This window comes from Veillonellaceae bacterium, from assembly GCA_012523975.1.
Classification (GTDB): domain Bacteria; phylum Bacillota; class Negativicutes; order JAAYSF01; family JAAYSF01; genus JAAYSF01.
In genome coordinates, this window is record JAAYSF010000051.1 from 32,174 (window position 1) to 44,084 (window position 11,911).

The window sequence follows — 11,911 nt, forward strand, 5'->3', positions numbered from 1 at the left end:
ACACCCGCCTTGCTGGCACAACTTTGTACAGCGCATATCAGCGCTAATAAAAACCGCGCCGCAATTATTTATGCGGCACGGTTTTATTACCAACTTATAAGTATTTCATTACTTGCTCGCCCATTTCCTGCGTTGTGACTTTGATACAACCCGGTCTATAAAGATCGGACGTACGATAGCCTGCCTCTAATACCTTTTCCACCGCCTGCTCAATTTTATCAGCTATTGCCGCTTGATCAAGCGAATAGCGAAACATCATTGCTGCAGATAAGATCGTCCCCAGCGGATTGGCAATACCCTGGCCGGCAATATCAGGCGCTGAACCATGAATTGGTTCATATAGGCCAGGCCCATCTCCAATACTGGCTGAAGGCAGCATACCAATTGAGCCGGTAATAACCGCCGCTTCATCACTTAGAATATCACCAAAAAGATTGCCGGTAACAACAACATCAAAGTTTGACGGAGCCAAGACTAACTGCATCGCGCAGTTGTCGATATAAAGGTGGTTTAAGCGGACATCAGGGAAGGCCTTGACCGTTTTCTCCGCAGTCCGACGCCATAATCTTGATGAGGCTAGAACATTAGCTTTGTCGACTGAAACTACCGATTTACGTCTCATTTCAGCGATTCGGCAGGCCATTTTGACAATCCGGCTTACTTCTTGGTCATTATAGATTTCTGTATCCCAGGCTTGCTCTACATCTCCAACAAGGCTGGCTTCCGACCGAGGACCATAATAGATGCCACCGTTTAACTCCCGGACTATTACCATATCAACATCAGTCACAACCTCAGGCTTTAGCGGCGAAAAGCCCGCAAGAGCAGGAAAAACCCTGATGGGACGGAGATTGGCATACAATCCAAGTGCTTTTCTTAGTCCTAGAATGGCCTTTTCGGGCCGCAGTTCCGGCGCAACATTATCCCAAGCCGGCCCCCCAACTGCCCCTAGAAGAATAGCATCAGCAGATAGGCAGCTATTTACAGTGTCCTCAGGCAAAGGCTTACCATAACGGTCAATGGCGTCGCCGCCCGCAGCTTTAGTTTCGAAGTTCAAACTAACCCCGCTATTGCGGACGGCTGCCTGACAAACCTTTACTGCTTGTTCAGTTATCTCAGGTCCAATACCATCGCCCGGAATTACTACGATGTTCTTATTCACTACCGCTCCTCCTTTACAAAATTGATCAAGCCCCCGGCTTGAGCAATTTTCTGAATAAACGGCGGCAATGAAGGAGCCTGGAATACTTCACCGGTTGTAACATTTTCTACTTTTCCGGCTGCAGCGTCGACTCTTATCTGGTCACCGTTGTTAAAATGATTAACCGCATCGCCAAGTTCAATAAGCGGCAAGCCAATGTTGATGGCATTTCGATAGAATATCCGCGCAAAACTATCGGCAATCACGCAGGTAATGCCCGCAGCTTTGATTGCCACCGGCGCGTGCTCCCGTGATGAACCGCAGCCGAAGTTCCGGCCTGCAACAATAATTTCACCTTGCTGCACCGCATCGGCAAACGAGGGATCGATATCCTCCATACAGTGCTTAGCCAGTTCAGCTGGATCTGAGGTGTTCAAATACCGAGCCGGAATTATAACATCAGTATCAACATTGTCGCCATAACGCCAGATTTTCCCTTCAAGAATCATGCTAATACCTCCCATGGAGCAGCGATCCGTCCGAGAACTGCACTTGCCGCCGCTACGGCCGGCCCTGCCAAATAAACTTCACTGTCAACATGGCCCATCCGGCCCCTAAAATTGCGGTTTGTTGTTGAAACCGCCCGTTCCCCGGCTGCCATGATTCCCATATAACCGCCTAAACACGGTCCGCAGGTAGGGGTGCTGACGACGGCGCCGGCCTTGATAAAGGTCTCAATATAGCCTGCTTCCATAGCCTGCAGGTAAACTTGCTGACTACCCGGGATAATTATAGCCCGCACATCCGGGTGGACAGCTTTTCCCTTCAGTACTGCTGCTGCCTGAGCCAAGTCTTCTAATCTCCCGTTGGTACAAGAGCCAATGACCACCTGTTGAATTATCACCTCATCAATTTCAGTAACCGGGTGAACGTTCTCGGGTAAATGCGGGAAGGCTACCACTGGTTTTAGTTCACTTAAATTAATTTTTACTGTTCGACAGTAACGGGCATCATCATCAGCTGTTACCGGCTGGTAATCCTTCTTAACTCTAGTCTTTATATATTCCATTGCTATCTTATCAACTGGGAATATCCCATTCTTCGCCCCGGCCTCAATTGCCATATTAGCAATCGTCAGCCTGTCGGCCATCGTCAAAGCGGCTACACCGTCGCCGCAGAACTCCAAAGACTGGTACCGGGCGCCATCTACTCCGATTTCACCGATAAGCGTTAAAATAACGTCCTTGCCGGTCACCCATTGGGGCAGCTCTCCGGTTAGCTCTACTTTTATGCTGGGAGGTACCTTAAACCAAGCTTTGCCTGTTGCCATTGCCGCTCCGACATCGGTAGATCCAACCCCGGTGGCAAAAGCCCCAACCGCGCCATAGGTACAGGTGTGAGAATCGGCGCCGATAATCACCTCACCGGGCGCTACCAAGCCCTGCTCGGGCAGAAGCACATGCTCTATTCCCATTCTGCCGACCTCAAAGTAGTTGTTGATTTTGTGTTTCTTGACAAACTCCCGCATAATTTTAGCCATCTCAGCGGATTTAATATCTTTGTTAGGCGTAAAGTGATCGGGAACCAGGACAATCTTGTCAGTATCAAATACCGGTTTGCCGATTTTTTCAAACTCTTTTGCCGCTGGCGGAAAGGTAATATCATTAGCTAACACTACATCAACGCTGCACTCAATTAATTGGCCAGGCTCGACTGCCGGCAGCTGTGCATGACGAGCCATGATTTTTTCGGTCATTGTCATTCCCATTCTTATATTCCCCCCACTGCTTCATTCTGCTTCGGGCACCCGCAGACAGCCATAATCCTATTAACGGCATTGATATACGCCCGGGCGCTTGCTTCTATTACATCAATACTGAGACCGCGTCCGATAAATGTACGGCCGTCTTGCTCCAGCCATACTGTAGCCTCGCCAAGCGCGTCCTCACCTGAAGTAACAGCTTTTAATTGATAATCTTTAAGACGAATTGTAAAACCGACAGCTTTCTCGATTGCCTTGAATGTTGCATCAACCGGACCAAAACCGCAGCTGGCCTCCTCAACGACACCACCATCTGTTTCTAACCGTACCGAAGCTGTTGCGACCATCTGATTGCCGCTCGCAACATGGTGATAAGCCAGCCGGAAATGTTCATCAATGGCATGCTGATAATCAGCAATTAGGGCTTCAATATCACGGTCATAGACAACTTTCTTACGATCAGCAAGTTCCTTAAACTCTTTAAAGATGGCGCTAATCTCTTTGTCGGTTAATTCGTAGCCAAGACGGGTAACTTTATCCTCAAAAGCATGCCGGCCTGAGTGTTTTCCAAGCACGATGGCGTTTTGGCTGACCCCAACCGTTTCCGGTCTGATAACCTCATAAGTGAGAGGATTGTTTAAAACTCCATGTTGATGAATGCCTGATTCATGGGCAAAAGCATTATCACCTACAATGGCTTTATTAGGCGGAACGACCACTCCGGTATAGCCGCTCACTAGACGCGAAGTGCGGTATAGCTGACGAGTATCGATATTAGTCACGGCCTGGTAATACTCTTTTCTGGTTGCTAAGGCCATTACTAATTCTTCCATCGCGGCATTTCCGGCCCGTTCACCGATTCCGTTGACAGTGCACTCAATCTGCCTGGCGCCGTTAGCGATAGCAGCCAGCGAATTTGCAACAGCCATCCCCAAATCATCATGACAGTGGACACTGATAACCGCCTTGTCGATATCACTAACAGTATTCTTCAAATGAGCAATCAGTGCGCCGAATTCGCCCGGCGTCGAATAACCAACGGTATCGGGGACATTAATTACATTAGCACCTGCCGCAATAACGGCGCTATAAACTTGGGTAAGGAAATTCCAATCCGACCGTGAGGCATCCTCGCATGAAAATTCAATGTCTGAGGTGAACTTCTTTGCATAACGAACAGCTTCTACTGCTCGCGCCAGCATTTCGTCTCTGGTCATTTTGAGTTTATATTCAAGATGAATATCACTCGATGCTAGGAAAACATGAATCCTAGGATTTTCAGCCTGACGCAGTGCCTCCCTTGCAACATCGATATCTTTCTTGTCTGCTCTTGCTAAACCCGCTACTACTGTACCTTTCACAGCCGCCGCTATTTGGCTGACTGCAGCGAAATCACCGGGCGAGGCAACAGGAAAGCCAGCCTCAATTACATCAACCCGCAGTTTTGCTAATGCCTGAGCCAGTTCAATTTTCTCGCGTACATCAAGGCAAACACCTGGTGTTTGTTCGCCATCGCGTAATGTCGTGTCAAAAATTTTAATTACTCTAGTATCCATAAAAATCGCCTCCTAATTATTAGTGCTGGGGTAGAAAAGGTAAAAAATAAAACGCCCCTATTGGCAGTTTCCTGCCAATAGGGGCGTTAACAACGCGGTACCACCCTACTTGAATCTCATTGCGCCGAATATCTTCGGCTGGCTGTAACGGAACCACCGCTTTTGCCTAAAATATACCACACTTAGTATGCAATATACATTCAGCAAAAGAGTTCATGGGCGAGCGTTCAGTAAAGGATCGTACCGATTTCCACCAGCCATCGGCTCTCTGTTACAATCCCGTCACCAATGTTCCCAATCATAACTTTTTACGTTTCATATTCTGATTATTTTCTAACTAAAAAAAACCTCACGAAAAATCCATGATGGAACTTTCCGCAAGGGTCTTTTATACCCACGGTGTTGGCTCATTTAAGAGCCCTGTGCCGCTTGGACCTGCGCTTTTCAGCCGGAACCCTAGGCACACTTCCATTATACAAAGTAATAACTGATTTTTGTTTATAGTAACAGATTAAGTGGCGGGGGTCAAGACTTTTTTATACTAAGTTTGATTATTTTTCTCATATGCTCTCCGTAAAACCGATAGCGGATGACATGTCGTTGCTCCTGAACCATGCTCGATTTGCAGCCGGCATGTTCCGCACTCTGAGATAACAGCGTCTATTTTGCTGGCCTTAATCTTATCAAAAAGCTTTCGGCCAATCCTCATTGCAATGTCATATTTATCTGCTTTAAGTCCATAACTGCCGGAAATCCCACAACAGCCGGCATCAACATCTTGAGTTGTAGGGCCCGGTACCATTCCCAGCAAATCAAGCGCTGGCAGACCCATTCCTTGAACTCGCAGATGGCAAGGCGCATGGTATAGATACCGCTCATTTAATAGGCTGAAATTAGTATTCAGCCGCCCTTCGTCATGAAGTTTTAGTAGAAATTCTGACGCATCATATAAATGTTTGGCATTCTCATTAACCTGTTCAGAAGCGAATAATTCCTGATATTCCTGCTTCAACATTAAAAGACAGCTCGTGCAACCCATAATAATCGGATAGCCAAGATCGATCCACTTTTGTAAAGTTTGAGTATTCTGATGAACATTTTGCTTAGCTTCGTCAAAAAAGCCGTTTACAATCAAGGGCGACCCGCAGCATGCGAAAGCTTCGTCAACTATCACCTCGTATTTATTGGCCTGCATTACCGCTACAATATCCAAACCAACTTGCGGATCATTAAAATTTATATAACAACCAACATAAAACACCACTTTATCAGGATAGCTTTGCTGGCGCAGCATTTTAAACTGTTTTATAAACGACTTGCCGACAAAATGGGGTATTGGCGCTTTATCGGAAATACCGACTAAGTCCATCAGCCCTAACTTACGCCCAATTGCCATTCCCATATTCGTAAAAACAGCCGGGAGAGATTCACTTAGTTTGCCCATGCGCTCCCCATGCGAAAGCAGACGGTCTCTCAGCTTAGGTTTAAAACTTTTATAATATTTTGCTCTGGCCAGCATATTAAGTGTTGAAATCGGTACACCGGACGGACAAGCTATATCACAATTCTTACAGTTTGTGCAATAATCTAATGACGGCTCATAGTCATCCTGCGATAACCGCATCCTCTCTAAGGCTGGCCCAACCATTTTCGGGCCGCGGAAATTAGGAGTCGCTGCTGCTACAGGACAATGAGCAACACAAACAGTACAAGCTGTGCATTTATCCGGATTATTCAGATGTTTCTTCATTGTACCTCTCCCCTTAGACCGACATAGCTGCTTTATATCCTGATGAAACAGCGACTCCATTCCCGGACTTTTCGAAACAATAGTCGTAGCCGGCTAAAGTACGACCGGCGATACAAACATTTGATAAAATCGTCGTTCCTGTTTCATCAATCGGCCGCATTCTCTGGTCGACTGCTATGCCAATCTTAGCAAATGGCTGTTCCCGATTTGAAAATAATGTCTGATTCGTCCAATTATCCCGCTCTAAAGGAGTTTTAACCGGCAGGTTGAAAATCGGTTCTATCACCTGATCAGAGTTGGCAATAAGTCCGCCGCCATAAATTCCGCCGGTTGCCAGGATAAAACTTTTTGCATAATAAGAACGCTGACGGTCAGCACTCTCAGTCACTACAGCTAGGCATCTGCCGTTTTCAATCACCGACCCGGTTACCACAGCCTGCTCAATAACTTTTACACCTAGCTTTTTCACATGATTGATAAGCAAACTGCGCAGCCTTAGTCCGGTTATTGCTGGCGGTATCGTCACAGTTTCCAGCAAATAGCACTCAAGGTTCTTTTTAAGCCAATTAAGAATCCTATAATCAGGACTTGTACCGAGCACCGGCGGCATGATTAGCAAACTGCCCCGCTTCACTTTTTGACTAAGCTGAACAGCAAATTCTTTGAGTCCTTCATCTGTTTCCAGCCAACGCGCAATATCAAGGTTGCTTAAATCGCGGCCGCCAAATGGAGGAGTTATCGTTACGATTTCATAATTGCCGCCATAACCAGGCATAGCAGCTAGATTTTGGGCAATTAACCGGGGATAAAAGTCTTTGAGATATTTAAAGCCTACGATTATTCTGTTTGTTGTTTTTTCAAGACTACTGATATCCATGGTTCTAGGCACTATGCAAGTCGGTTTCAAGGTCCCCGCTGCAGTCGGTATCCATTGTATCTGATTACAGCTGCCAATTTGCGGATAACCTTCTTCTTGGCATATCTTAAGGAAATAATTAATAGCTTCTTCTACTGTTTCAACACCAATCTTACGATAGGGATGCTCTTGTGCCAGTCTGGGAATGGCGGCAATCGGATTATTTGCCGGGCTTCCATCACCCAGGCAGCCAAGAATATCGATTATACCTCCGGCAATTGTGAGTGTCCCTGCGCCTTGCGCTAAAAGAGTAACCTTTTTGCCCTGCCCTGCCGCTGTCGAGGCTGCAACAAGACCTGCTAAACCACTGCCAATTACAACAATGTCACTCTTCCGCATTATCTTATCGCCCCATTTATCGCCTAGCCCGATTCCGACGCTTAAGCTCGGAATCGGGCTAGGCTTTAAAATATTTCGGCTAGTCACTGTATATTCAGACTGCCTCCATAAATTCCGCGCATGAGTTCGGCCTCGCGGATGGCATTACCCCATAAAACCGGCCGAATGCCCTTCCAACGTTCTTCAAGGATTTCTTTAAACAACGTGGTGGAATCCTGGGCAAAGCCAAGCTCACTGGCTTCGCCTACACTGCGGTAAGTACAGAAAGCACTCTGACAGGTTCCCATTCCAATTCGCGTTTTTCGGCGAACGTCGCTTAGCGAATAGGTGAAACTATCCGAAGCCGCCTCAATCATCTCTGCTATTGTTACATTCTCGCACTCACATAATAATTGGCGGGTTTCGGGGTGGTCTTGCATGCGCTTGACCACCCTTTCCAAACCGCTTGTTCCCAATCGTGAGGCAGCGAGATTAGTTCCGTAAGCCGGAAAATAGGATCGGGCTTTCGTAATCAGCTCTGGCGGCGGGTCCTCAATCAACGGCTCAAGCGCAGTACGACATGCTGCATTTATCTTTAAATATTTGCAAACAGCATCGGTCATCTTTTCAGCCATCAGTCGGAAAGTTGTTAGTTTACCGCCAACAATGCTGAAAAAACCGCTAAGCCCATCATTACTATGGTCAAGGATAACAAAATTACGTGAGGCGCCCCGTCCTGTAGCATTAGGGTCGGCGCTATACAGCGGACGTGTCCCGGTAAAGGCCCGCAAAATGCGATAGTCTTTTAAATCATCAAACAAAGCCTCGCCAATATCCAGCATCTTCAGAACTTCTTCAGTTGATGGTACTGTATCGTCCGGTTGTTCGGCTGGTGAGGAAGTCGTACCTAATATAGTTATCGAACCATGCGGCACAAAAATGTCTCCATCCCCGGCCGGTCGCAGCCGGTTTATTACCCGACTTGTAATTCGATGATTAAAAGCTACCAGCGTTCCTCGATCAGGCTGAACATGTACGTTGATTCCAGCGAGGGCTGCTATCTTTCCGGCCCATGAACCGGCTGCACTTACAATACTGTCGCACTCAATATTCTCTGTCTCGCCTGTTAACACGTTACGGATTTTCACCCCGCTTATTTTGCCATTGCTGTGCTCTATACCAAGCACTTCGCAATAGGTTTTAATCCGTCCGCCGTATTTTTGCGCCGAAGCCGCATTCTGCCATACAAGCCTGAAACCGTCAATGGCTGCATCAGGTACACGATATATAGCTTTTATTCTTGAGCTTAAATTTGGTTCAAGCCGCAATGCTTCACTCGGGGAAACTTCCGCAGCCGGTATGCCGACCTTATGGCAAGCTGCAACCCACTTTCTCTCGAATTGAGCATCATCATCAACGGTTCTAACGAAAAAGCCTTCGGTAGCTTCTACGCAATGTTTGCCAATCCTTCGTAAAATACTATTCTCTTCGATGCATTCTTTGGCTGCCTCCGCGTCTTTTACGGCATAACGTCCGCCACTGTGTAACAGGCCATGAAATCGCGAACTTGTTCCATGCGCTAAATCTCGCTGCTCTATCAGCAGCGCATCAACACCCCGCATGCATAAGTCACGCAGAATCCCGATCCCAGTCACACCCCCGCCGATAACTACTACGGATGCCTTTTCCATTTTAGTATCTCCTCTGTACTATTCTTCCCAGTCAAATGTCCGCTTGACGGCCTTCTGCCAGCCCTTATAAAGCTTTGCAACCTCTTCCTCAGCCATCTGCGGCTCGAAACGTCTATCCAATTTCCAGTTATCTATTAAGTCTTCCTGACTGGTCCATACCCCAACTGCGAGGCCGGCCAGATAAGCTGCGCCAAGGGCTGTCGTTTCAATGACCTGCGGCCGGTCAACTGGCACCTGTAGTACATCAGCCTGGAACTGCATAAGGATATTATTGGCGACTGCGCCGCCATCGACTTTAAGGGCTTGCAGCCTAATGCCGGAGTCTCCTTCCATTGCACTCAGGACGTCTTTGGTCTGATATGCCATCGAGTCAAGCGTAGCCCTTACAAGATGCGATTTATTAGTGCCGCGGGTTAAGCCGAATATTGCACCACGGGCTTTCATGTCCCAGTACGGTGCACCAAGTCCAACAAACGCCGGCACTACATATACACCGTCAGCGTCTTTAACTTTCTTGGCATAATACTCTGAATCAGGGGCGGAGTCGATCACCCGCAGTCCGTCACGCAGCCATTGAACTGCAGAGCCGGCTACAAAGATACTGCCTTCAAGGGCGTATTCGACCCGGCCGTTAATGCCCCAGGCAATGGTAGTAAGCAAGCCATGCTTAGATTCATATACCTGGCTGCCGGTATTCATAAGCATAAAACAACCGGTACCATAAGTATTTTTCGCCATCCCCGGTTGGAAGCAAGTTTGCCCGAATAAGGCTGCCTGCTGGTCGCCTGCAGCTCCGGCAATAGGAACACTGCCGCCAAGGAAAACACTCGGATCAGTATAACCATAAACTTCACTAGACGGCCTAACTTCTGGCAGCATGCATGCCGGTACGGTGAGTTCTTTTAGTATTTCTTCGTCCCACTTAAGTTCACGGATATTGAACATTAAAGTCCTTGAAGCATTCGAATAATCAGTTATATGAACTTTGCCGCCGGTTAGTTTCCAAATTAACCATGTCTCAATTGTACCGAACAGCAGGTCACCGGCTTCGGCTTTGGCACGTGCCCCTTCAACATTATCCAGAATCCATTTAACCTTTGTGCCTGAGAAATACGCGTCAACTACTAAGCCTGTTTTAAAGCGGAACATTGGCTCGAGACCTTTGGCTTTTAGTTCTTCGCATATTCCGGCCGTTTGGCGTGATTGCCACACGATTGCATTGTATACTGGCTTGCCGGTATTTTTATCCCATACAACTGTAGTCTCACGCTGATTTGTAATACCAACTGCGGCAATATCGGCAGCTGATATTCCCGCTTTTGCAATTACTTCGGCAACCACGCCGATCTGAGTAGCCCATATTTCCTCGGCATTATGTTCAACCCAACCGGCTTTAGGGAAAATCTGCGTAAATTCTTTTTGTGCAACAGCAACGATACTCGAATCTTTGGCAAACAAAATAGCACGCGAACTAGTTGTTCCTTGGTCTAGCGCTAAGATATATTTATCGCTCATTTTCATCTCTCCCTTAATATCAATAATTTTTAACACTTACATTTGCAATTTTTTATTAACCTCTTATCTACACTATACCAGCTGCTCGAGCTATGACAAATGCAATTCCACCGCCAATCATCGGGCCAACCACAGGTATCCAGGAATAACCCCAATCCGATCCGCCCTTACCGGCAACCGGCAGAATAGCATGAGCGATACGAGGTCCCAAGTCCCGAGCCGGGTTAATAGCATATCCAGTAGGACCACCCAAGCTTAGGCCAATGGCCCATACCAATACACCTACTAAATAAGGCCCTAAACCTGCAGGAATTGCGCCAACCGATTTAGAGAATATGCAGAATATCCCAAAAACGAGTACAATAGTTCCAATAATTTCGCAGAGCAGGTTAGCGGGAGCTTTGCGAATTGCCGGAGCTGTACAAAAGACAGCTAGTTTTGTTGCTTTATCCTCAGTAATTTCCCAATGTGGTAAGAACGCCAGCCACACAATAATTGCGCCTACAATACCGCCTGCTAATTCAGCAAACATAGTCATAATAGCCTGCGGCAAAGTATAGATACCGCCCATCAAGTATTTTGCTAATGTAACCGCCGGATTAAGATCAGCTTGAGGAGCGCCTGTTGCTACAGCTACAAATACCCCCATGATAACTCCAAATCCCCAGCCCGTTGTTATAACCATCCACCCGGAGCCTTCTGACTTAGTTTTCTTCAATAAACAGCTCGCAACAACACCACAGCCTAAAACCATTAGCATCATAGTTCCCATAAATTCACCAAATAAGTTCGTCATCTCTAACCCTCCCAATTAATTAATGGATCACCAAAAATGATATTGGCAAATCTTAATCTTTTTGGCCTCCCCCCTTCCAAGCAAACTTCCACTCGGCACCTTATAGGATGCTTTGTATCCCTCTCCAAACTTATAAGTCCGCAGAATAGTTTAAATGTTTATATTAAGACAAAAAGAGAACCCAAATCAGAACACCTAGGTGTGTTCATGCTTCGGATTCTCTAAATTTCTCTCTCCGCTTAATTCAATTTATCTGCTATAAATATACGTGACCAAGCGTAATACTATTACAAATATTTCTAAAATATTTTATGGAACGCAAAAAAGCACTTACCATAAGGCAAGTGCTAATTAACCAGCGACTCTCTATCCTCCCAGGCCGTTTCCAGCCAAGTACTTTCGACGTATATGGGCTTAACTACTGTGTTCGGTATGGGAACAGGTGGAACCCCATAGCTATCGCCAC

The 11,911-nt window shown here is 46.8% G+C and carries 9 protein-coding genes, 1 rRNA gene and 1 other annotated feature; all 10 genes read right to left on the minus strand.

Annotation, left to right across the window (positions count from 1 at the left end; all coding sequences use genetic code 11):
• Nucleotides 1-94 precede the first annotated feature (94 nt).
• Nucleotides 95-1,162 carry a 3-isopropylmalate dehydrogenase gene (gene leuB / locus GX348_07460; GenBank protein ID NLP42021.1) on the minus strand — a complete coding sequence of 356 codons (1,068 nt, stop codon included), beginning with the start codon at nt 1,160-1,162 and terminating at the stop codon, nt 95-97.
• Nucleotides 1,162-1,650: a 3-isopropylmalate dehydratase small subunit gene (gene leuD / locus GX348_07465; GenBank protein ID NLP42022.1), complete on the minus strand. Its 489-nt coding sequence runs from the start codon at nt 1,648-1,650 to the stop codon at nt 1,162-1,164. Before leuD ends, leuB begins: the two co-directional genes overlap by 1 nt.
• Nucleotides 1,647-2,909, minus strand: coding sequence for a 3-isopropylmalate dehydratase large subunit (leuC, locus tag GX348_07470; GenBank protein NLP42023.1), 1,263 nt, complete (start codon nt 2,907-2,909; stop codon nt 1,647-1,649). The genes leuD and leuC overlap by 4 nt, the downstream gene beginning before the upstream one ends.
• Nucleotides 2,910-2,911: 2 nt before the next feature.
• Nucleotides 2,912-4,459, minus strand: a complete 1,548-nt coding sequence (locus GX348_07475) for a 2-isopropylmalate synthase (GenBank protein NLP42024.1) — start codon at nt 4,457-4,459, stop codon at nt 2,912-2,914.
• 76 nt (nt 4,460-4,535) lie between these two features.
• Nucleotides 4,536-4,770, minus strand: a binding site (T-box leader).
• 230 nt (nt 4,771-5,000) lie between these two features.
• On the minus strand, nt 5,001-6,209 hold the full coding sequence (locus tag GX348_07480; protein ID NLP42025.1) for an anaerobic glycerol-3-phosphate dehydrogenase subunit C: 1,209 nt from the start codon (nt 6,207-6,209) through the stop codon (nt 5,001-5,003).
• A gap of 13 nt (nt 6,210-6,222) precedes the next feature.
• Complete coding sequence (gene glpB / locus GX348_07485; GenBank protein ID NLP42026.1) at nt 6,223-7,464, minus strand: anaerobic glycerol-3-phosphate dehydrogenase subunit B; 1,242 nt, start codon at nt 7,462-7,464, stop codon at nt 6,223-6,225.
• 83 nt (nt 7,465-7,547) lie between these two features.
• Nucleotides 7,548-9,134: an anaerobic glycerol-3-phosphate dehydrogenase subunit A gene (gene glpA, locus GX348_07490; GenBank protein NLP42027.1), complete on the minus strand. Its 1,587-nt coding sequence runs from the start codon at nt 9,132-9,134 to the stop codon at nt 7,548-7,550.
• Between the two features lie 18 nt (nt 9,135-9,152).
• Nucleotides 9,153-10,649, minus strand: a complete 1,497-nt coding sequence (gene glpK / locus GX348_07495) for a glycerol kinase GlpK (protein NLP42028.1) — start codon at nt 10,647-10,649, stop codon at nt 9,153-9,155.
• Nucleotides 10,650-10,716: 67 nt separating this feature from the next.
• Nucleotides 10,717-11,445 carry an aquaporin family protein gene (locus GX348_07500; GenBank protein ID NLP42029.1) on the minus strand — a complete coding sequence of 243 codons (729 nt, stop codon included), beginning with the start codon at nt 11,443-11,445 and terminating at the stop codon, nt 10,717-10,719.
• A 353-nt stretch (nt 11,446-11,798) separates the two neighbouring features.
• A 5S ribosomal RNA gene (gene rrf / locus GX348_07505) occupies nt 11,799-11,911 on the minus strand; the annotation flags it as partial.

Bases quoted from the DNA above. Each gene is read 5' to 3' on its own strand.
- glpB (NLP42026.1), bottom strand. From the start codon at position 7,464: ATGCGGAAGAGTGACATTGTTGTAATTGGCAGTGGTTTAGCAGGTCTT.
- GX348_07480 (NLP42025.1), bottom strand. From the start codon at position 6,209: ATGAAGAAACATCTGAATAATCCGGATAAATGCACAGCTTGTACTGTT.
- glpA (NLP42027.1), bottom strand. From the start codon at position 9,134: ATGGAAAAGGCATCCGTAGTAGTTATCGGCGGGGGTGTGACTGGGATC.
- leuC (NLP42023.1), bottom strand. From the start codon at position 2,909: ATGGGAATGACAATGACCGAAAAAATCATGGCTCGTCATGCACAGCTG.
- leuD (NLP42022.1), bottom strand. From the start codon at position 1,650: ATGATTCTTGAAGGGAAAATCTGGCGTTATGGCGACAATGTTGATACT.
- GX348_07475 (NLP42024.1), bottom strand. From the start codon at position 4,459: ATGGATACTAGAGTAATTAAAATTTTTGACACGACATTACGCGATGGC.
- glpK (NLP42028.1), bottom strand. From the start codon at position 10,649: ATGAGCGATAAATATATCTTAGCGCTAGACCAAGGAACAACTAGTTCG.
- GX348_07500 (NLP42029.1), bottom strand. From the start codon at position 11,445: ATGACGAACTTATTTGGTGAATTTATGGGAACTATGATGCTAATGGTT.